At 61.0% G+C, this 23,646-nt stretch carries 21 protein-coding genes; 15 read left to right on the top strand and 6 right to left on the bottom strand.

Going from position 1 to position 23,646, the window contains the following annotated elements; translation table 11 throughout:
• A partial coding sequence (gene rapA, locus ACIGDJ_RS18230; RefSeq protein ID WP_397504584.1) for an RNA polymerase-associated protein RapA occupies positions 1–2,174 on the bottom strand: 2,174 nt, incomplete at its 3' end.
• Between the two features lie 252 nt (positions 2,175–2,426).
• On the opposite strand from rapA, the gene ACIGDJ_RS18225 reads away from it, so the two are divergent.
• From ACIGDJ_RS18225 to ccoM, 3 genes are all read left to right on the top strand, one after another.
• Positions 2,427–2,768 (top strand): hypothetical protein, encoded by a 342-nt coding sequence (locus ACIGDJ_RS18225; RefSeq protein WP_024011931.1) that lies wholly within the window; start codon positions 2,427–2,429, stop codon positions 2,766–2,768.
• A gap of 94 nt (positions 2,769–2,862) precedes the next feature.
• Complete coding sequence (locus tag ACIGDJ_RS18220; protein WP_178081175.1) at positions 2,863–3,024, top strand: hypothetical protein; 162 nt, start codon at positions 2,863–2,865, stop codon at positions 3,022–3,024.
• 144 nt (positions 3,025–3,168) lie between these two features.
• A complete protein-coding gene (ccoM, locus tag ACIGDJ_RS18215) occupies positions 3,169–3,282 on the top strand; it encodes a cytochrome c oxidase subunit CcoM (RefSeq protein ID WP_016771346.1) in 114 nt (37 codons plus the stop codon).
• A gap of 763 nt (positions 3,283–4,045) precedes the next feature.
• Here the strand turns inward: ccoM and ACIGDJ_RS18210 are convergent.
• A complete protein-coding gene (locus ACIGDJ_RS18210) occupies positions 4,046–5,521 on the bottom strand; it encodes an inorganic phosphate transporter (protein ID WP_101158410.1) in 1,476 nt (491 codons plus the stop codon).
• 59 nt (positions 5,522–5,580) lie between these two features.
• Here ACIGDJ_RS18210 and ACIGDJ_RS18205 point away from each other — a divergent pair, with 59 nt between their 5' ends.
• Positions 5,581–5,742, top strand: a complete 162-nt coding sequence (locus ACIGDJ_RS18205) for a hypothetical protein (RefSeq protein WP_312995940.1) — start codon at positions 5,581–5,583, stop codon at positions 5,740–5,742.
• A 149-nt stretch (positions 5,743–5,891) separates the two neighbouring features.
• On the opposite strand, the gene ACIGDJ_RS18200 is transcribed toward ACIGDJ_RS18205, so the two are convergent.
• Positions 5,892–6,092 (bottom strand): hypothetical protein, encoded by a 201-nt coding sequence (locus ACIGDJ_RS18200; protein ID WP_008080067.1) that lies wholly within the window; start codon positions 6,090–6,092, stop codon positions 5,892–5,894.
• Positions 6,093–6,724: 632 nt separating this feature from the next.
• On the opposite strand from ACIGDJ_RS18200, the gene pcaR reads away from it, so the two are divergent.
• The 11 genes from pcaR (at position 6,725) to pcaC (ending at position 17,621) form a co-directional block, all read left to right on the top strand.
• Complete coding sequence (pcaR, locus tag ACIGDJ_RS18195) at positions 6,725–7,567, top strand: pca regulon transcriptional regulator PcaR (protein ID WP_016771343.1); 843 nt, start codon at positions 6,725–6,727, stop codon at positions 7,565–7,567.
• A 293-nt stretch (positions 7,568–7,860) separates the two neighbouring features.
• A complete protein-coding gene (locus ACIGDJ_RS18190) occupies positions 7,861–9,207 on the top strand; it encodes an MFS transporter (protein WP_101158411.1) in 1,347 nt (448 codons plus the stop codon).
• Positions 9,208–9,404: 197 nt separating this feature from the next.
• Positions 9,405–10,262, top strand: coding sequence for a CoA transferase subunit A (locus tag ACIGDJ_RS18185; RefSeq protein WP_101158412.1), 858 nt, complete (start codon positions 9,405–9,407; stop codon positions 10,260–10,262).
• Positions 10,262–11,041, top strand: coding sequence for a CoA-transferase subunit beta (locus tag ACIGDJ_RS18180; protein ID WP_397478440.1), 780 nt, complete (start codon positions 10,262–10,264; stop codon positions 11,039–11,041). Before ACIGDJ_RS18185 ends, ACIGDJ_RS18180 begins: the two co-directional genes overlap by 1 nt.
• The gene (pcaF, locus tag ACIGDJ_RS18175) at positions 11,038–12,243 is read left to right on the top strand and encodes a 3-oxoadipyl-CoA thiolase (protein ID WP_397478439.1); all 1,206 of its coding nucleotides are present in this window, start codon (positions 11,038–11,040) and stop codon (positions 12,241–12,243) included. Before ACIGDJ_RS18180 ends, pcaF begins: the two co-directional genes overlap by 4 nt.
• Positions 12,244–12,279: 36 nt before the next feature.
• Complete coding sequence (gene pcaH, locus ACIGDJ_RS18170; RefSeq protein WP_101158415.1) at positions 12,280–12,984, top strand: protocatechuate 3,4-dioxygenase subunit beta; 705 nt, start codon at positions 12,280–12,282, stop codon at positions 12,982–12,984.
• Between the two features lies 1 nt (position 12,985).
• On the top strand, positions 12,986–13,552 hold the full coding sequence (gene pcaG, locus ACIGDJ_RS18165) for a protocatechuate 3,4-dioxygenase subunit alpha (RefSeq protein WP_397478438.1): 567 nt from the start codon (positions 12,986–12,988) through the stop codon (positions 13,550–13,552).
• 157 nt (positions 13,553–13,709) lie between these two features.
• A complete protein-coding gene (locus ACIGDJ_RS18160; RefSeq protein WP_312995963.1) occupies positions 13,710–15,005 on the top strand; it encodes an MFS family transporter in 1,296 nt (431 codons plus the stop codon).
• A 45-nt stretch (positions 15,006–15,050) separates the two neighbouring features.
• Entirely contained in the window at positions 15,051–16,415 is a 1,365-nt protein-coding gene (locus ACIGDJ_RS18155) for a 3-carboxy-cis,cis-muconate cycloisomerase (RefSeq protein ID WP_397478437.1), read from the top strand.
• Positions 16,416–16,426: 11 nt separating this feature from the next.
• Entirely contained in the window at positions 16,427–17,215 is a 789-nt protein-coding gene (gene pcaD / locus ACIGDJ_RS18150; RefSeq protein WP_397478436.1) for a 3-oxoadipate enol-lactonase, read from the top strand.
• A 13-nt stretch (positions 17,216–17,228) separates the two neighbouring features.
• Entirely contained in the window at positions 17,229–17,621 is a 393-nt protein-coding gene (gene pcaC, locus ACIGDJ_RS18145) for a 4-carboxymuconolactone decarboxylase (RefSeq protein WP_007917093.1), read from the top strand.
• Positions 17,622–17,778: 157 nt separating this feature from the next.
• On the opposite strand, the gene ACIGDJ_RS18140 is transcribed toward pcaC, so the two are convergent.
• The 3 genes from ACIGDJ_RS18140 to ACIGDJ_RS18130 all read right to left on the bottom strand — a co-directional run.
• The gene (locus tag ACIGDJ_RS18140) at positions 17,779–19,038 is read right to left on the bottom strand and encodes an OprD family porin (protein ID WP_397478435.1); all 1,260 of its coding nucleotides are present in this window, start codon (positions 19,036–19,038) and stop codon (positions 17,779–17,781) included.
• Positions 19,039–19,420: 382 nt separating this feature from the next.
• On the bottom strand, positions 19,421–20,881 hold the full coding sequence (emhC, locus tag ACIGDJ_RS18135; RefSeq protein WP_312995981.1) for an efflux RND transporter outer membrane subunit EmhC: 1,461 nt from the start codon (positions 20,879–20,881) through the stop codon (positions 19,421–19,423).
• The coding region (locus ACIGDJ_RS18130) for an efflux RND transporter permease subunit (RefSeq protein WP_397504583.1) at positions 20,878–23,646 on the bottom strand (2,769 nt) is incomplete at its 5' end. The genes ACIGDJ_RS18130 and emhC, both read right to left, overlap by 4 nt.

Genomic DNA, 23,646 nt, shown 5'->3' with positions numbered 1-23,646 from the left:
CTCGGCTTGAGGATCAGGGCGTTTTCCGAATGGTCTTCGCTGTCGATGCCGAACGCGTCGAACAGGGTTTCCATGTAGATCGGCAGGGCGAATTGGTCGTCCTGCTCGAGAATCGCCTCGACCAGCGCTTCACCTTCGCCAGCGCCGCCGGAATTCAATTCCAGCAGACGGTCGCGACCGGTGTGCAACTCGGCTTCCAGACGTTCACGCTCGGCGCGTGCTTCGTCGATCAGCGCTTGCCACTCGCCGTCGTCGGCTTCCTCGAGCAGCGGCAGCAGGCGCGGGCCGAACTGATGCTGCAAAGCGTTGCCGGTCGGGCAGGTGTTGAGGAATGCGTTCAGCGCTTCGTGGTACCACTGGAACAGGCGCTCTTGCGGGCTGGTTTCCAGGTACGGCACGTGCAATTCGATGATGTGCTTCTGGCCGATCCGGTCGAGACGACCGATGCGCTGCTCGAGTAGGTCCGGGTGCGACGGCAGATCGAACAGCACCAGATGGTGAGCGAACTGGAAGTTGCGACCTTCACTGCCGATTTCCGAGCAGATCAGCACCTGCGCGCCAAACTCTTCATCGGCGAAGTAGGCGGCGGCGCGGTCACGCTCGAGGATGTTCATGCCTTCGTGGAACACCGTGGCCGGGATGCCGGAGCGCACGCGCAGGGCGTCCTCCAGGTCCATCGCGGTTTCGGCGTGGGCGCAGATCACCAGCACTTTGGTGCGCTTGAGCATTTTCAGCTGATCGATCAGCCACTCGACACGCGGGTCGAATTTCCACCAGCGCTCTTCTTCGCTGGCCTCCGGCTGCGCCTGGAAGCTGACTTCCGGGTACAGCTCGGCGTGTTCCCCCAGCGGCAGTTCGAGGTATTCGTCCGGGCATGGCAGCGCATACGGGTGCAGCTTGCGCTCCGGGAAACCCTGCACGGCGGCGCGGGTATTACGGAACAACACGCGGCCGGTGCCGTGGCGATCAAGCAGCTCACGGACGAGGCGGGCGCTGGCTTCGGTATCGCCATCGTTGACTGCCGTCAGCAGGGCTTCGCCTTCGTTGCCGAGGAAACCGTGAATGGTCTTGTGTGCCTCGGCCGAGAGACGGCCCTTGTCGAGCAGTTCCTGCACGGCTTCGGCCACCGGGCGATAGTTGTCGCTCTCGGCGCGGAAAGCGGCCAGGTCGTGGAAACGGTTCGGGTCGAGCAGGCGCAGACGGGCGAAGTGGCTGTCCTGACCGAGTTGTTCCGGCGTGGCGGTGAGTAGCAGCACGCCGGGGATGACCTCAGCCAGTTGCTCGACCAGCGAATATTCCGGGCTGGCTTTTTCTTCGTGCCAGACCAGGTGGTGGGCTTCGTCGACCACCAGCAGATCCCAACCGGCGGCGAACAGTGCGTCCTGTGCCTTTTCGTCGTCCACCAGCCATTCCAGCGCGACCAGCGCCAGTTGCGTGTCTTCGAACGGGTTGGTGGCATCGCTTTCGATGAAGCGTTCTTCGTCGAACAGCGCGACCTGCAGGTTGAAACGGCGGCGCATCTCCACCAGCCACTGATGCTGGAGGTTTTCCGGGACCAGAATCAGCACGCGGTTGGCGCGGCCGGACAACAGTTGGCGATGGATGACCAGACCGGCCTCGATGGTTTTACCCAGACCCACTTCGTCTGCCAGCAGTACGCGGGGGGCGATACGGTCGGCGACTTCACGGGCGATGTGCAACTGGTGCGCGATCGGTTGTGCACGAACACCGCCCAGGCCCCAGAGCGAGGACTGCAACTGGCGGCTGGTGTGTTCCAGGGTGTTGTAGCGCAGGGAGAACCACGGCAGCGGATCGATCTGGCCGGCGAACAGGCGGTCGCTGGCCAGGCGGAACTGAATGAAGTTCGACAGCTGGGTTTCCGGCAGCGTGACGACCTCGTTCTGCCCGTTGAGGCCGTGATAGACCATCAGCCCGTCGACGTCGTCGACCTGCTGCACGGTCATCTTCCAGCCTTCAAAATGGGTGATGGAGTCGCCGGGCGAGAATCGCACGCGGGTCAGGGGCGCATTCCGTAGCGCGTACTGGCGGGTTTCGCCAGTGGCCGGGTAAAGCACGGTCAACAAGCGGCCGTCCTGTGCCAGAACGGTGCCTAAACCAAGCTCTGCTTCGCTGTCACTGATCCAGCGTTGCCCCGGTTGATACTGCTGCGCCATGCTGCCTGACTCCCACCTTGAAAAAGCGGGCTATCTTAACGGAATGCGGGCTTCAGGCCAAAGAAATACTGGGGTAGGAGCTGCCGAAGGCTGCGATCTTTTGATCTGTGGGAACACTTGGGTTTTGCGTTGTCCCATGAAAGATCGCAGCCTGCGGCAGCTCCTACGGGTGCGAGGTGCATCACACAATTGCGACAGGCGGCTCAAGGCGCCTGCACCCCAGCCGATAGCCTGCAGACAGGAGACCTTTATATGTTGCCACCGATGCTCCCCTTGAGCGCTGTGCCGATCACTTCCCAGCAGGATCCGATCCGCCAGCGGCCGGACATCCCGCCGGTGGTGCCGGTGCAGGAGAGCTCCAACGAAAGCACGATCGATCTGCAAAAGCGCGATCCCGAAGAGGATCGGCTGCTGGCGCGCGAAGAACAACGTCGCCAGCAGGAACGTGATCGTCGGCGTCGCGAGGCGGATGAAGATCCCGAAGAGCATCTGGCCGTGCCAGGCACTGAGCTCAATGCCGACAACACCGTGCCGGTAGTGCCGCTGATAGACGATCAGCCGCGTCAGGGGTTGTGGGTTGACATCGAGATTTGAGTGGTGACTGGTCAGCGCCTGCGCCACGCGGCATGATTGGCGCAATCTTGCCGGTGACGGCAGCTGTGATCTCTTTTGCGATGTGCCGGACGCCATGAGCCAAGACGACAAACTGATCGACCTCAGCACCGAACGCGCCAAGCGCGTGCATGACCTCAACGAGAAACGCTTGAACGAAGTGCGCAACGCCTTCGAGCAAGCCATGCCGTTGGGAAAAACCAGGAAAAAGTCGAAGAACAAGCCGAAAAAGCGTTGATCTCCCCCTGCATCCGTTGATGCAGGTCAGTTATTTCCCCTCCTTTGATTCCCTTCTTTGCGAATATTGATCCCGGTCAATAGGTGCGCCTGTGTGTTTGTTAATTTGAATCCATCGCAGCAAAGCAGGGCCAGGAGGCCAGTCATGTTTTTCGATAACGTGGTGTTTGCCGGGGTTCTCACGGTGGGGCTCATGGTGCTGTTTTTTGCAGGGTTTGGATTTTTTATCTGGAAGGATGCGCATAAGCGGCGCAAGTGAGTTCTTCTGGATTTGATGGGCACGCAAGGCATTTTGGGGCGACTTCGGTTGCCCCTTTTTTTTTGGCCGTGGCGGCCTTTGGGCCGACCAGGCTGTGGTTGTTTTGGGTGTATATCCGTTTTTTGGGTGTTGCTGATGGCGGTTTCGCCCTTACGGCGAGTCCCTTTTTCAGACGCCAAAAAGGAACCAAAAGGCTTTGCTCCTACGTACGGCCCTCGCAGGCTCGGGTCCGTTCGCTGCGGGATCGATCCAGGCGCAGCGGCTACGGTTTGCTTCGCTGCACCTCCTTGCGCTGTGTCTGGCTGCGCCAGACGGTCGCTGCGCTCCCACGCCCGGATCGATCCCTCCACTCAGCCTTCCGATGTCGCTAGTCAGGCAAGATCAAGATCAAGAGCACTCGAGCTGGCGCTCATTGTGTAGGAGCTGCCGAAGGCTGCGATCTTTTGATCTGGCTTTTCCGTGGGAGCGAGGCTGCTCGCGAATGCGGCCTGACAGCCGACCTGTTTCTTGAGGTTGTACCCAATCCAACTGTAGGAGCTGCCGAAGGCTGCGATCTTTTGATCTGGCTTTTGCGTTGGCTTTTGATATTTTTGCCCCTTCGGCAGGCTTCGTTACGGGATCGGTCGACGTCTGGAAGAGTGAAACGCTGTTAGAGCGAAAGCATAAGCAGCCGTTACGGTAGCAATGGATATGCTCCCGTTCCCCAATAACAAAAAAGGCGTGATCCTCACGAATCACGCCTTTTCCAATCAACAGCTAACGATCAACTACCCAAAGCCTTCGAAGCCAACCAGAACAACCCGGCCGACAGCGCCACGGTCGCTGGCAAGGTCAGTACCCAGGCCAGCAAGATGGTCTTGACCGTGCCACCCTGCAGGCCGCTTTTGTTGGCAACCATGGTTCCGGCCACACCCGAAGACAACACGTGAGTGGTCGACACCGGCAGGCTGAAAATGTTGGCCATGCCGATCAGACTCGCGGTGGTGATCTGCGCCGACATGCCCTGCGAATAGGTCATGCCCTGCTTGCCGATCTTCTCGCCAATGGTCAGCACCACGCGTTTCCAGCCAACCATGGTGCCCAGGCCCAGTGCCAGGGCGACCGCCAGAATCACCCAGAACGGGGCGTATTCAGTGGTGGTGGTCAGGTCTTTGCGCAGCTTGTCCAGGTCGGCCTTTTCACGGGCTTCCAGACCAGGCAGCTTGCCGACCTTCTTCGCTGTGTCGTCCAGGCAGAGCAGGTAGCGACGCACTTCGATGCGGCTGTCCGACGACAGCGAATGATAGTCCGCCACACCTTTAAGCGTGTGCAGCAGGGCGCTGATGGTCGGTTCGGTCTGCTGCGGGTTGCAGCGGAATTTCTCCGGCAGGTCGCCTTCCACGCTTTTGCCCAGCGCCAGGAACTCACCCAGCGAATCGGCGTTGCGCTGGTAGAACTGGCTCAGGTGCAAGGTGGCGTCGCGGGTGCGTTCGATCTGGTAGGTGGTGCTGTTCAGATCGAGTACGAACTGCGCCGGCACGATACCGATCAGCACCAGCATGATCAGGCCGATGCCTTTCTGGCCATCGTTGGAGCCGTGCACGAAGCTCACGGCCATGGCCGAGATCACCAGAACCAGGCGGTTCCAGAACGGAGGATGCTTTTTATCGTCGATCTTGCGGCGCTGTTCCGGCGTCTTGTGCATCTTCGACAGCGGGCGCCACCATTTCAGGCCGATCAGCACCAGCGCGGCGATGAGGAAACCGGCCATCGGCGAGAACACCAGCGAGGCGCCGATATCGATCGCTTTCTGCCAGTTCACGCCATCTCTCAACGGGATGTCGTTGATCAGTGCGTTGGCCAGGCCGACACCGAGGATCGAGCCGATCAGGGTGTGCGAGCTGGAAGCCGGGATACCGAAGTACCAAGTGCCCAGGTTCCAGGCGATTGCCGCGGCGAGCAACGAGAACACCATCGCCAGGCCATGGCCGGTGTTCACATTGATCAGCAGCTCAACCGGCAGCAGATGGACAATGGCATACGCCACACCCACGCCGCCCAGCAGCACGCCGAGGAAATTGAACACACCGGAAAAGAACACCGCCAAGTGCGGCGGCATGGCTTTGGTGTAGATAACAGTGGCTACCGCGTTAGCGGTGTCATGAAATCCATTGATGAACTCGAAGGCGAGGACAAACGTCAGGGCGAGCAAGAGGCTCACAAGCACCCAAGCATCCAGTCCGCTGAATAAATCGATCATGAAGGTTTTCTGACCCGGTCGTAAGGGGGCGCGATTATGCCAGAAAAGACAGGAAATCGATGCCCCGTCTGCTCACTGGTCACACCCTTGTTGGATTTATTTTGTTGCAGGGCGTGAAAACCTGGCGCTACGAGGGGGTTTACAACTATTTGATTTTATTAGGTAAATCAGATTTTCAAGACGGTTTTGCCGGCGCTGAGAAGCCTCAAACGTTTGTCTGAAATATCTCTGAAACCTGTGGGACGCTCGTTCATAAGCCGCAGAACAGCAATGCAGCCGCTGCCCGCGGGTAGCGAGCGCGCGAGGTGTCGTCTTCCACCGCGCAGTCACTCGGGCGGGCGCCGACTTCGAAATATTCAGCAGCCGTGGCTCATGGCTCTTCGGCTTTGAGTTCCTTTTCGATCTTTTCGATTTCCTGCTTGAACACCTGATCCTGAACGGTAGGGCGCTTGCGCCATGCCTTGCGTTCCGGTTCCGGCTGAGCGGCGTAGGTGGTGACTTCCCCGCCGTAAACTTCCTTGTAACGTTGTTCCTGGCGCTCTAGTTCCGCGCGCAGTTCGTCTTTCGTCACGGTGCTACCTGTATGAGTTGAATTGAATATCCGGTGAAACACACTGCAACGAGTCAATTGAGCGAGCCCGCCAGTCATCCACAGCCCGATAGGGCGCGGAGACATTGCAGAGGCGATCAAGACTTCCGTGTTACAGGCGGCTACGGCACCGGATAAAAACTGACGCAGCATCAGTTTCCTGTTTCAGCGAGCGCTGGCGTTGCATGTGTAATGGGCGCCGGACGCTGGCCGGAGCTGAGACGAAGGGCCTCGTGTCAGCAGATCGCGGGCCTTTGATTAAAGCGCCGCGAACAGGGTGCATTATAGCGGTCGATTCGGGAATGACTATCTTTGCCAAGTTAAAAAGGGTTCTGAATGTGTGATGGTTTTGTGGCTGGCAACTTTTCCCGGTAGTTAAGTGTAACGACAGCGTTATAGAACAGGCGTTCTGTTTTTGGCGCCATTAACTGGAACAACTAAGTTGCGAGCGCAATCGCTGAAGTCGAGCCAACTCGAGAGGAGGAGGGTACTGTGCTCGATTGCGATTATCGGTCGCCGGTTCGATAATCGCCCAATGTTGGCGCCCCGGTGCTTGTGCATCGCGCGGCGAGCCGTTTGACTAGGCATCGATGCGTGCCGGACAAGGACAAGAAATGAACGATCAAATGCGCAACTCCTTCACATCGGTGGCGCCGCCCATCGTCGCCTCGCCGGCCAAGCGCATTCAGGCGCTGACGGGTGATCCGGATTTCATGACCTCGCTGGCCCGTGGTCTGGCGGTGGTGCAGGCGTTTCAGGAACGCAAACGCCACCTCACCATCGCGCAGATCAGCCACCGCACGGAAATCCCCCGCGCCGCCGTGCGCCGTTGCCTGCATACGCTGATCAAGCTCGGCTACGCCACCACCGACGGACGCACCTATTCGTTGCTGCCCAAAGTGCTGACCCTCGGCCATGCCTATCTGTCCTCGACACCGCTGGCGGTTTCCGCCCAGCCCTATCTCGACCGCATGAGCGAGCAACTGCACGAAGCCTGCAACATGGCGACGCTGGAGGGCGATGACATTCTTTATATCGCTCGTTCCGCGACCACCCAGCGATTAATCTCGGTTGACCTTTCGGTCGGCGGGCGGCTACCGGCGTATTGCACGTCGATGGGGCGCATTCTGTTGGCGGCGCTGGACGACACATCCCTGGGCGAATACCTCGACCACGCCGAACTGGTGGCCAAGACCAGCCGCACCATTCATACCCCCGACGCGTTGCTCGAATGTCTGCAGCAGGTGCGGCAGCAGGGCTGGTGCATTGTCGATCAGGAACTGGAACAGGGCCTGCGCTCGATCGCCGTGCCGGTGTACGACGCCTCCGGGCAAGTGGTCGCGGCGCTGAATGTCAGCACCCACGCCGGGCGGGTCAGTCGCGCCGAGCTGGAGCAGCGCTTTCTGCCGGGCCTGCTCAGCGCCAGTCGTGACCTCAGTGCGCAGTTGTTCGCCTGATGAACCTGTTCGATAAACGCACAGTGTTGCGTTTATCGAATTGACGCTAAAACCCCCGGATCATTAATGTCGCGGCAGCGTCATCCGGGGCTGATGTGAATGAGCCCGCCGGACTGTCGACCTCGATAATAATGACAAGAGGCAACTCACCATGCGCCCGATCCTCAGCTGTCCTGATTTCACCCGTTGTTGCCAGGTTCTGCGCAACGCCTGATTACAACCTTCTATTGTTGTGACCGTGCCTTGCTTTGGCCGGCCGCCGTTCGACTGCGTTTTTGCGTGGAATAAAAATAATGAACCAGCCTCAGTCCGCTGTGGGTAACTGCCTCGACGTGCAGACCTTCATCAACGCCCAACCGATCTCGCGCTATCAGTGGCGGGTGGTGATCCTGTGTTTCCTGATCGTATTTCTCGACGGCCTCGACACCGCCGCCATGGGCTTCATTGCCCCGGCGCTGTCGCAAGACTGGGGCATCGACCGCGCCAGCCTCGGCCCGGTGATGAGTGCTGCGCTGATCGGCATGGTCTTCGGTGCACTCGGCTCCGGCCCTTTGGCTGACCGCTTTGGGCGAAAAGTCGTACTCGTCGGTGCGGTAATTCTGTTCGGCGGTTTCAGCCTGGCCTCGGCGTACAGCACCAACGTCGAACAACTGCTGGTGTTGCGCTTCCTCACAGGCCTGGGTCTCGGCGCAGGCATGCCCAACGCCACGACGCTGCTCTCGGAATACACCCCCGAGCGCAAGAAATCGCTGCTGGTGACCAGCATGTTCTGCGGCTTCAACCTCGGCATGGCCGGCGGCGGTTTCATCTCGGCAAAACTGATCCCGGCGTTCGGCTGGCATGCGCTGCTGATGATCGGCGGCATCCTGCCGTTGATTCTCGCGGTGGTGCTGCTGTTCTGGCTGCCGGAATCGGCGCGCTATCTGGTGGTGCGCAACCGTGGCACCGACAAAGTGCGTAAAACTCTCGCACCCATCGACCCGGTTACCGTTGCCCAGGCTGCGAGCTTCAGCGTGCCGGAACAGAAAACCGTCAAGGCACGCAATGTCTTTGCGGTGATCTTCTCCGGCACCTACAGCACCGGCACGCTGTTGTTGTGGCTGACCTACTTCATGGGTCTGGTGATCGTGTATCTGCTGACCAGTTGGCTGCCGACGCTGATGCGTGACAGTGGCGCGAGCATGGAACAGGCCGCATTCATCGGAGCGCTGTTCCAGTTTGGCGGGGTGCTGAGCGCAGTCGCGGTGGGCTGGGCGATGGACCGCTTCAATCCGCACAAGGTCATCGGCATCTTCTACCTGCTGGCCGGGGTGTTTGCCTACGCGGTAGGGCAGAGCCTGGGCAATATCACCCTGCTGGCGACACTGGTGCTGGTGGCAGGCATGTGCGTGAACGGTGCGCAATCGGCGATGCCGTCGCTGGCGGCCCGCTTCTACCCGACTCAGGGCCGCGCGACCGGGGTGTCGTGGATGCTCGGCATCGGCCGCTTCGGCGCGATTCTTGGCGCGTGGATGGGCGCGACCTTGCTGGGCCTCGGCTGGAATTTCGAGCAGGTGCTGACCGCACTGGTGATCCCTGCCGCTCTGGCGACCGCGGCAGTGTTGATCAAGGGCATGGTCAGTCATGCGGATGCGACCTGAGGCAGACCCACGATCATTCCCACGCTCCGCGTGGGAATGATCATTAGGGAAGCAACAATTCGTTCGATAAACGAACACTCAGTCGATTATCGGATTGTTTGGCGATTTTCCCAAGCTTACCCTTCAGTGACTCCGGCGCTGAACCTCGCGCCTTTTTATCACTGGCGATTTCTTACAAAACAACAGGAGCCCGCTCCATGGCTGAGATCCTTTCGCTGCACGACGCGGTGAAGCAATTCGTCAACGACGGCGATACCGTCGCCCTCGAAGGCTTCACTCACTTGATCCCTACGGCAGCGGGTCATGAAATCATTCGTCAGGGCAAGAAAGATCTGACGCTGGTGCGGATGACGCCTGACCTGATCTACGACCAACTGATCGGCGCCGGTTGCGCGCGCAAACTGATTTTCTCTTGGGGCGGTAACCCGGGTGTGGGCTCGCTGCACCGTCTGCGTGACGCGGTCGAAAAACAGTGGCCGCACGCGCTGGAAATCGAAGAGCACAGCCACGCCGACCTTGCCAACGCTTACGTCGCTGGCGCGTCCGGCCTGCCGTTCGCGGTGCTGCGTGCCTACGCCGGCTCCGACCTGCCGAAGGTCAATCCGCTGATCAAAACCGTGACGTGCCCGTTCACCGGCGAAGTGCTGGCGGCAGTGCCATCGGTGCGCCCGGACGTCACCGTGATTCACGCGCAGAAAGCCGACCGCAAAGGCAACGTGTTGCTCTGGGGCATTCTCGGTGTGCAGAAAGAAGCCGCGCTGGCGGCCAAGCGTTGCATCGTCACCGTTGAAGAAATCGTCGACGACCTCAAGGCACCGATGAACGCTTGCGTGCTGCCGACCTGGGCCTTGAGCGCGGTCTGCCATGTGCCGGGCGGCGCGCATCCGTCCTACGCCCACGGTTACACCGAGCGGGACAATCGTTTCTATCAGGCGTGGGACCCGATCGCTCGCGACCGTGAGACGTTTACCGCGTGGATCAATGAATACATCCATGGCTGCGCTGATTTCAGCGAATTCCAGGCCAAATTGGCCGCTGCTTCGGAGGCCAAGTAATGACTTACACCACCAATGAAATGATGACCGTCGCGGCGGCCCGTCGTCTGAAGAACGGCTCGGTGTGCTTCGTCGGCATCGGCCTGCCGTCGAAAGCTGCCAACCTTGCGCGCCTGACTTCATCGCCGGACGTGGTGCTGATCTACGAATCGGGCCCGATCGGCGCCAAACCGAGCGTACTGCCTCTGTCGATCGGTGACGGCGAGCTGGCCGAGACCGCCGACACCGTGGTCCCGACCGGTGAGATTTTTCGCTACTGGCTACAGGGCGGGCGCATCGATGTAGGCTTTCTCGGCGCCGCGCAGGTTGACCGTTTCGGCAACATCAACACCACCGTGGTCGGCGACTACCACGCGCCGAAAGTGCGTCTGCCGGGTGCCGGTGGCGCGCCGGAGATCGCCGGTTCGGCGAAAAGCGTGTTGATCATCCTTAAACAGTCGGCGCGTTCGTTTGTCGACAAGCTCGATTTCATCACCTCGGTCGGCCACGGCGAGGGCGGCGATTCGCGCAAGCGTCTGGGCCTGCCGGGCGCCGGGCCGGTGGGGATCATCACCGACCTGTGCATCATGGAACCGGAGGAGGGCACGCATGAATTCGTGGTCACTGCGCTGCATCCAGGCGTGAGTCGCGAGCAAGTGGTCGCCGCCACCGGTTGGGCGATCCGTTTTGCCGACGCCGTTGAAACCACCGCTGAGCCGACCGACGTCGAGCTGACGGCGCTGCGTGATCTGGAAGCGCGCACCGCCGCCGCCCACGGTCAGGCACCGGGAGAAGCATGATGCGTGACGTGTATATCTGCGACGCGATTCGCACCCCCATCGGCCGTTTCGGCGGTGGCTTGTCCGCCGTGCGCGCCGACGATCTGGCCGCCGTGCCGATCAAGGCCCTGATGGAGCGCAACCCCTCAGTCGACTGGAATGCGGTCGACGAAGTGTTCCTCGGCTGCGCCAACCAGGCCGGCGAAGACAACCGCAACGTCGCGCGCATGGCACTGTTGCTCGCCGGTCTGCCGGACAGCGTGCCGGGTGTGACCCTCAATCGTCTCTGTGCTTCGGGCATGGACGCGATCGGCACTGCATTCCGGGCGATTGCCAGCGGCGAGATGGAGCTGGCGATTGCCGGCGGTGTCGAGTCGATGTCTCGCGCGCCGTTCGTGATGGGCAAGGCCGACGCGGCGTTTTCGCGCAACATGAAACTGGAAGACACGACCATCGGCTGGCGTTTCATCAACCCGTTGATGAAAGCGCAATATGGCGTCGACGCGATGCCGCAAACCGCTGACAACGTCGCCGACGACCATAAAGTCTCGCGCGAAGATCAGGATGCATTCGCTCTGCGCAGTCAGCAACGTACCGCCGCCGCGCAGGCTGCCGGTTACTTTACTGAAGAAATCGTTGAAGTGCGCATCGCCCACAAAAAGGGCGAAACCGTGGTCAGCCAGGACGAACATCCGCGCGCCGACACCACGATTGAAGCGCTGGCCAAACTGAAACCGGTCAATGGCGCGGACAAAACCGTCACCGCCGGCAATGCCTCCGGGGTCAACGATGGGGCTGCTGCACTGATTCTGGCGTCTGCCGAAGCGGTGAAAAAACACGGCCTGACCGCCCGCGCAAAAGTGCTCGGCATGGCCAGCGCTGGCGTCGCGCCACGGGTGATGGGCATCGGCCCGGTGCCGGCGGTGCGCAAACTCACCGAGCGCCTCGGCGTGGCGGTCAGCGATTTCGACGTGATCGAACTCAACGAAGCGTTTGCCAGCCAGGGTCTGGCGGTGTTGCGTGGACTGGGCCTGGCGGATGACTCGGCGCAGGTCAACCCGAACGGCGGCGCAATTGCTCTCGGTCACCCGTTGGGCATGAGCGGTGCGCGGCTGGTGTTGACCGCGCTGCATCATCTGGAAAAGACCGGTGGCAAGAAGGGTCTGGCGACCATGTGCGTCGGTGTGGGCCAAGGTCTGGCCCTGGCCATCGAACGCGTCTGACGCGTTGCGGCATCTATAAGAACTGAGGAAAGCGAAATGACTGACAAGCCTGGTTACCGTCGCCCACAGGCAGGCACTCAGCCTGACTACCTGCACCCGACCTACCAATCCACCAACCTGCGCTCGCCATCCAAGCCGTTGGTGCACCTGCCGCACTCGCTGTCGGAAATCACCGGGCCGACCATTGGCGCCGAGCGCCTGGTGGAAAATGACCACGATCTGACCGCCCAGCATGAAGGCGAGCCGTTGGGCGAGCGCATCATCATTCACGGCCGCGTGCTCGACGAGGACGGTCTGCCGGTACCGGGGATTCTGGTGGAGATCTGGCAGGCCAACGCCGCCGGCCGCTACAACCATGCCCGCGACCTGCACGACGCACCGCTGGACCCGAACTTCACCGGCACCGGCCGCACCGTCACCGATGCCGATGGCTGGTACCAGTTCCAGACCATCAAGCCTGGCGCCTATCCGTGGGGCAATCACCACAATGCGTGGCGTCCGGCGCACATCCACTTTTCGCTGTTCGGGCCGAGCATTCTTACGCGTCTGGTCACGCAGATGTACTTCCCCGGCGACCCGCTGCTGGCGTACGACCCGATCTACAACTGCGTGCCGGACACCTCGGCCAAGGAACGCCTGATCGCTGCTTTCGATCTGGAAAAAACCATTCCGTCCTACGCCCTCGCTTACCGTTGGGACATCGTGCTGCGCGGGCGTGAAGCCACGCCGATGGAGAAATAAGATGACGCTCAATGCGACCACGTCCCACACCGTCGGGCCGTATTACCACATTGGCCTGACCTGGCTGAACCGCGAAAACCTCGCCGTCGAACAGACCCTCGGCGAGCGCGTAGCGATCACCGGGCAAGTGCTGGACGGCAATGGCGATGTCGTCAACGACGCCATGCTCGAAGTCTGGCAGGCCAACGCCGCCGGCAAATACGACCACCCGGAAGATCATCAGGACAAACCGCTCGATCCGAATTTTGAAGGTTTTGGCCGAGTGCCGGTGGACGGCGAAGGGCGCTTCCGTTTTACCACGATCAAACCCGGCACCGTGCCCGGCCTGAAAGGCACGACCCAGGCGCCGCATCTGGTGGTGCTGGTGTTTGCCCGAGGGTTGGTCAAGCACTTGCTGACGCGGATTTATTTCGAAGGTGAACCGGCGAACGTCGATGATCCGTTGCTGGAGTGTGTGCCGGCGGAGCGTCGCCAGACGTTGCTGGCCAAAGCGGATGCGTCGGGGGTGTACCAGTGGAACGTGATTCTGCAGGGCACCGAGGCCGAGACGGTGTTCTTCGATTATTAAGATCAGAAGATCGCAGCCTCCGGCAGCTCCTACAGGGTGTACTCCATCCCCATGTAGGAGCTGCCGAAGGCTGCGATCTTTTGATGTTTCGCCTTGTGGAACGGGACTGTTGCAAAGTGTGTCTAGACTGTGACTGTCCCTATCGAGTGAAAAAACAATGACAACGCCCACCTCCCATTACACCGGTGAAGAGCGCAGCAAGCGCATCTTCGCCATCGTCGGCGCTTCGTCCGGCAACCTCGTCGAATGGTTCGACTTCTACGTCTACGCCTTCTGCGCGATCTATTTCGCCCCGGCGTTCTTCCCGTCCGACAACCCCACCGTGCAACTGGTCAACACCGCTGGCGTATTTGCCGCCGGGTTCCTGATGCGGCCGATTGGTGGCTGGATTTTTGGCCGGGTTGCCGACAAGCACGGGCGCAAGAACTCGATGCTCATCTCGATTCTGATGATGTGCTTCGGCTCGTTGCTGATCGCCTGCTTGCCGACCTACAAGGACATCGGCGTCTGGGCGCCAGTGCTGTTGCTGTTCGCGCGTTTGCTGCAAGGTCTGTCGGTGGGCGGCGAATACGGCACAACAGCGACCTACATGAGCGAAGTCGCGCTCAAGGGCCAGCGCGGTTTCTTCGCCTCGTTCCAGTACGTGACGCTGATTGGCGGGCAATTGCTGGCGGTGTCGCTGGTGGTGGTGCTGCAACAGTTCCTCACTGAAGAAGACTTGCGTGCCTACGGCTGGCGGATCCCGTTCGTGGTCGGTGCGGTGGCGGCGCTGATTTCGCTGTTCCTGCGTCGTTCGCTGAAGGAAACCACCAATAAGGAAACCCGCGCGCACAAAGACGCCGGTAGCATCACTGCACTGTTGCGCGATCACAAAGCGGCGTTCATCACCGTGCTCGGCTACACCGCCGGCGGCTCGCTGATTTTCTACACCTTCACCACCTACATGCAGAAATACCTGGTGAACACCGCGGGCATGCACGCCAAGACCGCCAGCTACATCATGACCGGCGCGCTGTTCCTGTATATGTGCATGCAGCCGTTGTTCGGCATGCTCGCCGACAAGATCGGCCGACGTAACTCGATGCTCTGGTTCGGTGCCCTCGGTACGTTGTTCACCGTGCCGATTCTGCTCAGCCTGAAAAGCATCAGCAGCCCGTTCCTCGCCTTCGTGCTGATCACCCTGGCGCTGGCGATCGTGAGTTTTTACACCTCGATCAGCGGTCTGGTGAAAGCCGAGATGTTCCCGCCGGAAGTGCGCGCTCTCGGTGTCGGTCTGGCCTACGCGGTGGCCAACGCGATCTTCGGTGGCTCGGCGGAATTCGTTGCCCTGAGCCTGAAGGCCGGCGGCATGGAAAACGCCTTCTACTGGTACGTCACGGCGATGATGGCGGTGGCTTTCCTGTTCAGCCTGCGTTTGCCCAAGCAGGCGAAGTATCTGCACCACGATCTGTAAACCCATGTGCGCGGGCTGCAAGGCCCGCGCCGGCAAGGACTGTTTATGACTCAGCGACCGGGCAATCAATTGTTCGATGCCTACTTCACGGCCCGCGATATGCGCGAGGTGTTCTGCGATCAGGGCCGGGTGCAGTCGATGCTCGATTTCGAAGCGGCGCTGGCCCGGGCCGAGGCGCGGGTCGGGCTGATTCCTTCATCGGCCGTGGCACCCATTGCCGCAGCGTGCGAGGCGAGCCTGTATGACTTTGCGGCGCTGGGCGAGGCGATTGCCACGGCCGGCAATTCGGCGATTCCGCTGGTCAAGGCGTTGGGCAAGCTGATCGCCTCAAGCGATGCCGAAGCCGAGCGCTATGTGCATCTGGGCGCGACCAGTCAGGACGTGATGGATTCCGGGCTGGTCCTGCAATTGCGCCAGGCGCTGGCGCTGATCGAAAGCCAACTGGCGCAACTGGCCGACTCGCTCGCCGCTCAGGCACAACGTTTCGCCACCACGCCACTGGCCGGGCGCACCTGGCTGCAACATGCCACGCCTGTGACCCTCGGTATGAAAATCGCTGGATGGCTCGGCGCCGTCACGCGCAGCCGTCAGCGTCTACAGGAGCTGAAACCGCGTCTGCTGGTGCTGCAATTCGGTGGCGCCTCCGGCACGCTCGCGGCGCTGGGTGACCAGGCATTGCCGACCGCTGAGGCGCTGGCCGAAGAACTGCAACTGAGCCTGCCCGAGCAACCATGGCACACCCAGCGTGATCGCATCGTCGAGTTCGGCGCGGTGCTGGGATTGATCGCCGGCAGCCTCGGCAAATTCGGCCGCGATATCAGCTTGTTGATGCAGACCGAAGCGGCGGAAGTGTTCGAGCCCGCCGCACCGGGCAAGGGCGGTTCCTCGACCATGCCGCACAAACGCAACCCGGTTGGCGCGGCGGTGTTGATCGGCGCGGCGACGCGGGTGCCGGGTCTGGTGTCGACGCTGTTCAGCGCCATGCCCCAGGAGCACGAACGCAGTCTCGGTTTGTGGCACGCCGAATGGGAAACCCTGCCGGAAATCTGCTGCCTGGTGTCCGGTTCGCTGCAACAGGCGCGCTTGCTGGCCGATGGTCTGGAAGTCGATGCAGCGCGTATGTCCCGTAACCTCGAATTGACCCAAGGCCTGGTGCTGGCCGAAGCGGTGAGCATCGTCCTCGCCCAACGCGTCGGCCGCGACACCGCGCATCACTTGCTCGAACAATGCTGCAAACGCGCCGTGGCCGAGCAACGCCATTTGCGTGCGGTGCTCGCTGACGAGCCGCAAGTCACCGCCGAACTCAGTGGCGCTGAACTCGATGATCTTCTGAACCCCGCGCATTACCTTGGCCAGGCGCGAGTCTGGGTCGAGCGCGCGGTGGCTGAACACAACGCTTTGACTGTCTGAAGGAGAGGGCTGTGGCTTTCGTTCAACTCGCCGATGGCGAACTGCACTATGAAATTGACGGCCCGGCTCATGCGCCGGTGCTGGTGCTGTCCAACTCGCTGGGCACCGACCTGCACATGTGGGACGCGCAAATGCCGGCGTTCACCGAGCATTTCCGCGTGCTGCGTTTCGACACGCGCGGCCATGGGCAATCGCTGGTCACCGAAGGGCCGTACAGCATCGAACAACTCGGTCGCGACGTGCTCGGTCTGCTCGATGCGCTGCATATCGAGCGTGCGCATTTCTGCGGACTGTCGATGGGCGGGCTGATCGGTCAGTGGCTGGGGATCAATGCCGGGCATCGTTTGCACAAGCTGATCGTCTGCAACACCGCAGCAAAAATCGGCGACCCGTCGGTATGGAATCCACGTATCGAAACCGTACTGCACGATGGCGCGGCGGCGATGGTCGCACTTCGCGATGCGTCGATTGCGCGCTGGTTCACGCCTGACTTTTCGGCGGCGCATCCCGAGGCGGCGAAGAAGATTACCGACATGCTCGCCGCGACCCATCCACAAGGCTATGCGGCCAACTGCGCGGCCGTGCGCGATGCCGATTTCCGCGAGCAGCTGGCTTCGATCAACGTGCCGTTGCTGGTGATCGCCGGCAGCGAAGATGCGGTGACGCCGCCGTCCGGCGGGCATTTCATCAGCGACCATGTGCGCGGCGCGGAGTACGCCGAGTTCTATGCGGCGCACCTGTCCAACGTGCAGGCTGGTGCTGATTTCAGTGATCGTGTTCTGGCGTTTCTGAACGCTTGATAAGGGGATTTACGTGGACGAGAAACAACGTTACGACGAAGGCATGCAGGTCCGCCGCGCGGTGTTGGGCGATGCCCACGTCGATCGCAGCCTGACCACGCTGACCGAGTTCAATTCGGAATTTCAGGAGATGATCACCCGCCACGCCTGGGGCGACATCTGGACCCGCCCGGGCTTACCCCGGCACACCCGCAGCCTGATCACCATCGCCATGCTGATCGGCATGAACCGCGAGGGCGAGCTGAAACTGCACCTGCGCGCGGCGGCCAACAATGGCGTGAGCCGTGGCGAGATCAAGGAAGTGATCATGCAGAGCGCGATCTACTGCGGAATTCCGGCGGCGAATGCGACCTTTCATCTAGCTGAATCGGTTTGGGATGAACTCGGGGTTGAATCCCGCGAGTGATGTTGCCTGAGCTGACGTCATCGCTGGCAAGCCAGCTCCCACATTAGAATGCATACCCGTGTAGGAGCTGCCGAAGGCTGCGATCTTTTGATCTTGATTGTTAAAAACAAGATCAAAAGATCGCAGCCTTCGGCAGCTCCTACAGGGGATTCGGTGTTTACAGCAGGCTGATCGGGTAGCTGACGATCAACCGGTTCTCATCAAACTCGTTATTGCTGAAATCCCGGCGCATGGTCGAGTTGCGCCATCTGACGTTCAAATCCTTCAGCGTGCCGCTCTGCACCGTGTAACCCAGTTCCGATTCACGACCCCATTCCTTGCCGTTGGTGATTGCCCCGGTGTGCACATTGTCGCCGCTGATGTAGCGGTTCATCAGGGTCAGGCCAGGGATGCCCATAGCGGCGAAGTTGTAGTCGTGACGCAGCTGCCAGGAGCGTTCCTGAGCATTGTCATAACTGGCGTTATAGCTGTCGTTGGCCAGCGTCCCGCCGCTGGTGCCGTTGACCCGCATCCAGGCGCTGTCGCCGGTGAGTTTCTGCAGGCCGACATAGAACGTGTTGCCGCCGTATTTGGCCGAAAACAGGCCGTACCAGGTTTTGTTGTCGAGGTCGCCGGCGCGGGCGCTGCCATCTTCCTTGCCGTAGAAAAAGCCGAGGTTGGCGCCGAGCGTCCAGGCGCCGAGCGGCTGGCTGTGCAGCACGTTGAGGTACTGCTGGCTGTAGATGTCCTTGAGCTGCGCGTTCCATAAGCCGATCTGTGTGCGCTTGTCGTTGAACAGGTATTCGCCGCCCTGGAAGTTGAAACGATCAGAGGTGAACGCGGCTTTGCCGGTCATCGACATGTCGCTCATGCTGCTGTCGTCGCGCGGGCTGTTGGCGCGGAACTGGCCGCCATACAGGGTCAGGCCGGCGATTTCCTTTGAGGTGATCTGGCCGCCACGGAAGGTTTGCGGCAGGGATCGGCCGTCGTCTGAACGCAGAATTGGCAGCACCGGCATCCATTCACCGACCTTGACTTCGGTCTGGGAAAACTTCGCTTTGAACGCAACGTTGGTGCGGCCAAAGTTGTCCGCCGGGCGACCGTCATGGTCCAGCGGCAACAACTGCGTGCCGCCCGTGCCTTTCCCGCCATCGAGCTTGACCGAATACAACCCGAGCACGTCCATGCCGAAGCCGACGGTGCCTTGGGTGAAGCCGGATTTCGCATCCAGAATGAAACTCTGCGTCCACTCTTCAGCCTTGCCCTGGGCTTTGGTCGGGTTGGTGAAGTTGCGGTTGATGTAGAAGTTGCGCAGGTTGAGGTTGACCTTGGCGCCTTCAACGAAGCCGCCTTCTTCGGCGCTTGCCGGCAGGGCCACACCGGCGATGGCCAGGGCGATCACAGCGGGCAATGTGTAGGGCACAGGGAAAACTGTCATGGACTTGGGTCTCTCTTGTTTTTTTGGGGCGAACGGCTGCGCTGTCGCGGCGGGTACGGCGCAGGCAACGTAATGAAGGTCTGAGATGGAACGGTGGCGGTCAGCCGGGCGGGGCAGTGCGCTGGAGCATGGTGTCGAACCTTGTTGTTATTGGTTTTCTGGTTCGAATGGTGAAGGGCCTGGAGGTTCGGGTTCAATTGCTGAAAGCGGGTTTTGGGCGGTTATCGAACAGCAAAAGATCGTCCGATCGCGGCCCGAGCCTTCGGCAGCTCCGGCAGGGGGATTGCATTCCAAATGTAGGAGCTGCCGAAGGCTGCGATCTTTTGATCTTCAAAAACAAAAAGCCCACCGATAGGGTGGGCTTGATGTATTCAGCCGATGATCAGAACAGCTTCATCTTCGGCGCTTCTTCTTTCAGCGGTTCGTTCTGCGCGGTCTGCGCATTCCAGCCGCCGCCCAAGGCCTTGTACAGGTTCACCGCACTGGTCAGCTGCGCGAGGCGGTCGGTGATCAGCGCTTGTTGCGCACTGAACAGCTGACGCTGGGCATCGAGGAAGGTCAGGTTGCTGTCGACGCCGATGCGGTAGCGACGTTCGGCCAGGCGGTAGTAATCCTGGTTGGCCTGCACGAAGTCACGCTGCGCTTGCAACTGCTCGGTGTAGGTCTGGCGAGCGGCGAGGCCGTCGGCGACTTCCTGGAAGGCCGTTTGAATGGACTTCTCGTAGTTCGCCACGCCAATGTCTTTCTGGATCTTGGCGTAGTCGAGGCTGGCGCGCAGACTGCCGGCGTTGAAGATTGGCAGGTTGATCTGCGGCTGGAACAGCCACGTCCCCGAACCACCCTTGAACAAACCGGACAGGTCCGGGCTCAGGCTGCCCGCGTTGGCGGTCAGGCTGATGCTAGGGAAGAATGCTGCACGCGCCGCGCCGATGTTGGCGTTGGCCGCCTTCAGGTTGTACTCGGCCTGCAGAATGTCCGGACGACGTTGCAGCAGATCCGAAGGCAGACCGGCCGGCACGTCGCTGAGCAGGTCATCGGACAGCGGCCTGGCCGATTGCAGGTTGGCCGGAATACCGGTGCCGAGCAGCAGGGTCAGGCTGTTTTCGTCCTGCGCGACCTGGCGGGTGTAACGCGCCAGTTGTGCCCGGGCGTTTTCAACCGAGGTGCGCGACTGCGCCAGATCCAGCGCCGAAGCCACACCGACTTCGTTGCTGCGGCTGGTCAGCTTGTAGCTTTCTTCAAAGGCACCGAGGGTGTCCTGAGTCAGCTTGAGCAGTTCCTTGTCCGCTTGCCAGGTCAGATAAGCATTGGCAACGTTGGCTACCAGACTGATCTGCGTGCTGCGGCGTGCTTCTTCGGTGGCGAAGTATTGTTGCAACGCTTGCTCGCTCAGGCTGCGAACCCGGCCGAACAGGTCGAGTTCGTAGGCGCTGACGCCGACGGTGGCGGAATACGAACTGCTGATCATCGACTCGCCGGTCTGCGAGGCACGGGCCGGCAGACGCTGACGGCTGCCGGCGGCATTGGCCGACACCGCCGGGAACAGGTCGGCGCGCTGGATGCGGTACTGCGCCGCGTAAGCGTCGATGTTCAGCGCCGCGACACGCAGGTCGCGGTTGTTTTCCAGGGCGACCTGGATCAGCTGTTGCAGGGCAGGGTCATGGAAAAACTGCTTCCAGCCCTGTTCGGCAGCGGCTTGCGCCGGAGCCTGGGCCGGCGAGTACGCCGGCCCCTGCGGGTACTGGCCTGCGACCGGAGCCTCAGGCTGCTGATAATCAGGTATCAGCGAGCAACCGCTCAGCACGAAGGCGGCGACTGCGAGGGAGAGTAGCGACTTGCTCATTGGCCAGCCTCTTTAGGAGTTTCAGTAGTCTCATCCGCGTCGGCATTTTTGCGCTTGCCGATGGACGACACAGTAACGAAGAACAGTGGGACCCAGAAGATCGCCAGGATCGTGGCCGTGAGCATACCGCCAATCACGCCGGTACCGATCGCATGTTGACTGCCCGAACCGGCGCCAGTGGAGATCGCCAGCGGTACTACACCGAGGACGAAGGCCAGCGAGGTCATGATGATCGGGCGCAGACGCATGCGGCAGGCTTCGATTGCCGCGTCACGCAGGCTGCGTCCCTGTTCGTGCAGTTCCTTGGCGAATTCAACGATCAGAATGGCGTTTTTAGCCGCCAGACCGATGGTCGTCAACAAGCCCACCTGGAAGTACACGTCGTTGGACAGACCGCGCAGGCTGGTCGCCATCAGTGCACCGATGATCCCCAGCGGCACCACGAGCATGACCGCGATCGGAATCGACCAGCTTTCATACAGCGCCGCCAGACACAGGAACACCATCAGCAGCGACAGGGCGTATAGCGCTGGCGCTTGCGAGCCGGACAGACGTTCCTCATAGGACAGACCGGTCCAGGAAATACCGACACCGGACGGCAGCTTCTTGGCAATCGCTTCGACTTCAGCCATCGCTTCACCGGTGGAGTAGCCAGGCGCCGGAGCTCCGAGGATTTCGACCGCTTCCACACCGTTGTAGCGCGCCAGTTTCGGCGAACCGTAGACCCACTCGCCCTTGGCAAATGCCGAGAACGGAACCATGGTGCCTTCGGCGTTGCGCACATACCACTTCTTCAGGTCTTCCGGGCTCATGCGTGAGTCCGGCTGGCCCTGCACGTACACTTTCTTCACCCGACCACGGTCGATGAAGTCGTTGACGTAGCTACTGCCCAGCGCGATCGACAGGGTATTGTTGATGTCGCTGATGGTGATGCCGAGGGCACTGGCCTTCTCGTCATCGATTTCCAGCTGGAACTGCGGCTCATCGTTCAGGCCGTTCGGACGCACCTGGGTCAGCACCTTGCTTTGTGCCGCCATGCCGAGGAACTGGTTGCGCGCCTCCATCAGTTTTTCGTGGCCGATGCCGGCGCGGTCCTGCAGGAACACGTCGAAACCGGTCGCGTTACCCAATTCCAGAACCGCTGGCGGGGCGAAGGCAAACACCATCGCGTCGCGGAAGCTGAAGAAATGCTGCTGGGCACGCGCAGCGAGATTGAACACGCTGTTATCGGCGTTACGTTCGCCCCATGGCTTGAGCATGATGAACGCCATACCCGAGCTCTGACCACGGCCGGCGAAGTTGAAGCCGGTCACGGTGAAGACCGAAGCCACCGCGTCCGCTTCACCGCCGTCCTTGTTCGGACGCAACAGGTACTCACGCATTTCATCCACGACCACCTGCGTGCGCTCGGCACTGGAACCGGCCGGGGTCTGCACCTGAGCGAACAGTACGCCCTGGTCTTCTTCGGGCAGGAACGCGGTCGGGATGCGGGTGAACAGCCAGATCATGCCTACGACGATCAGCAGGTACGCCAGCAGATACGGCGCCTTGCGGGTCAGCATGTTGCCGACGCCACGCTCGTAGCTCTGCACGCCACGGTCGAAGTTACGGTTGAACCAGCCGAAGAAACCCTTCTTCGGCGTACCGTGCTCGCCTTTCGGAATCGGCTTGAGCATGGTCGCGCACAGCGCCGGGGTGAAGATCAGGGCAACCAGTACCGACAGGGCCATGGCCGAAACGATGGTGATCGAGAACTGCTTGTAGATCACACCGGTGGAGCCACTGAAGAACGCCATCGGCAGCAGTACCGCCGAGAGCACGAGGGCGATACCGACCAGTGCGCCCTGAATCTGGCCCATGGATTTCTTCGTCGCTTCCTTAGGTGACAAGCCTTCTTCGCTCATCACACGCTCGACGTTTTCCACCACGACGATGGCATCGTCCACCAACAGACCGATGGCCAGCACCATGCCGAACATCGTCAGGGTGTTGATGCTGAAACCGGCGGCGGCGAGGATGCCGAACGTACCGAGCAATACCACCGGCACGGTCATCGTGGTGATGACAGTGGCGCGGAAGTTCTGCAGGAACAGGAACATCACCAGGAACACCAGCGCGATCGCTTCGACCAGGGTGTGCACCACGCCTTTGATCGACTCGGTCACTACCGGGGTAGTGTCGTACGGGAACACCACTTCCATGCCTTGCGGGAAGAACGGCTTTAGGCTGTCGATGGTGGTGCGCAGCGCTTTGGCCGTATCGAGGGCGTTGGCACCGTTGGCCAGTTTCACCGCCAGACCGGAAGCCGGGCTGCCGTTGAACTGGGCGCTGACCGCGTAGTTCTCACCGCCGAGGCCGACTTCAGCCACGTCTTTGAGGCGAACCTGCGAACCGTCCTTGTTGACCTTGAGCAGGATTTCCTTGAACTGCTCGGCGGTCTGCAGACGAGTCTTGCCAATGATCGTCGCGTTCAGCTGCTGGCCCTGCACGGCAGGCAAGCCACCGAGCTGACCGGAGGAAACCTGAACGTTCTGCGCGGCAATGGCGTTTTTCACGTCAACCGGGGTCAGGTTGAAGTTGTTCAACTTGGCCGGGTCGAGCCAGATGCGCATCGCGTACTGCGCACCGAAGACCTGGAAGTCACCGACACCGGCGGTCCGCGAGATCGGGTCCTGCATGTACGACACGATGTAGATGGAAAGGTAGACCTTGGAAATGCAGCCGTCACGCGACAACACGCCGATCAACAGCAGGAAGTTCATCAC

This window comes from Pseudomonas sp. NPDC079367 (assembly GCF_044542195.1).
Classification (GTDB): domain Bacteria; phylum Pseudomonadota; class Gammaproteobacteria; order Pseudomonadales; family Pseudomonadaceae; genus Aquipseudomonas.
The sequence above is the reverse complement of the archived record's forward strand: the minus strand, read 5'-3'. Positions and strand labels throughout refer to the sequence as shown.

What these genes read in the sequence shown, in the direction of transcription:
- ACIGDJ_RS18140 (WP_397478435.1), bottom strand. Translation starts at nt 19,038, where the DNA reads ATGACAGTTTTCCCTGTGCCCTACACATTGCCCGCTGTGATCGCCCTG.
- ACIGDJ_RS18180 (WP_397478440.1), top strand. Translation starts at nt 10,262, where the DNA reads ATGACTTACACCACCAATGAAATGATGACCGTCGCGGCGGCCCGTCGT.
- pcaF (WP_397478439.1), top strand. Translation starts at nt 11,038, where the DNA reads ATGATGCGTGACGTGTATATCTGCGACGCGATTCGCACCCCCATCGGC.
- ACIGDJ_RS18185 (WP_101158412.1), top strand. Translation starts at nt 9,405, where the DNA reads ATGGCTGAGATCCTTTCGCTGCACGACGCGGTGAAGCAATTCGTCAAC.
- ACIGDJ_RS18225 (WP_024011931.1), top strand. Translation starts at nt 2,427, where the DNA reads ATGTTGCCACCGATGCTCCCCTTGAGCGCTGTGCCGATCACTTCCCAG.
- emhC (WP_312995981.1), bottom strand. Translation starts at nt 20,881, where the DNA reads ATGAGCAAGTCGCTACTCTCCCTCGCAGTCGCCGCCTTCGTGCTGAGC.
- ccoM (WP_016771346.1), top strand. Translation starts at nt 3,169, where the DNA reads ATGTTTTTCGATAACGTGGTGTTTGCCGGGGTTCTCACGGTGGGGCTC.
- pcaG (WP_397478438.1), top strand. Translation starts at nt 12,986, where the DNA reads ATGACGCTCAATGCGACCACGTCCCACACCGTCGGGCCGTATTACCAC.
- ACIGDJ_RS18160 (WP_312995963.1), top strand. Translation starts at nt 13,710, where the DNA reads ATGACAACGCCCACCTCCCATTACACCGGTGAAGAGCGCAGCAAGCGC.
- pcaH (WP_101158415.1), top strand. Translation starts at nt 12,280, where the DNA reads ATGACTGACAAGCCTGGTTACCGTCGCCCACAGGCAGGCACTCAGCCT.
- pcaR (WP_016771343.1), top strand. Translation starts at nt 6,725, where the DNA reads ATGAACGATCAAATGCGCAACTCCTTCACATCGGTGGCGCCGCCCATC.
- ACIGDJ_RS18220 (WP_178081175.1), top strand. Translation starts at nt 2,863, where the DNA reads ATGAGCCAAGACGACAAACTGATCGACCTCAGCACCGAACGCGCCAAG.
- ACIGDJ_RS18205 (WP_312995940.1), top strand. Translation starts at nt 5,581, where the DNA reads ATGCCCCGTCTGCTCACTGGTCACACCCTTGTTGGATTTATTTTGTTG.
- ACIGDJ_RS18155 (WP_397478437.1), top strand. Translation starts at nt 15,051, where the DNA reads ATGACTCAGCGACCGGGCAATCAATTGTTCGATGCCTACTTCACGGCC.
- ACIGDJ_RS18210 (WP_101158410.1), bottom strand. Translation starts at nt 5,521, where the DNA reads ATGATCGATTTATTCAGCGGACTGGATGCTTGGGTGCTTGTGAGCCTC.
- ACIGDJ_RS18190 (WP_101158411.1), top strand. Translation starts at nt 7,861, where the DNA reads ATGAACCAGCCTCAGTCCGCTGTGGGTAACTGCCTCGACGTGCAGACC.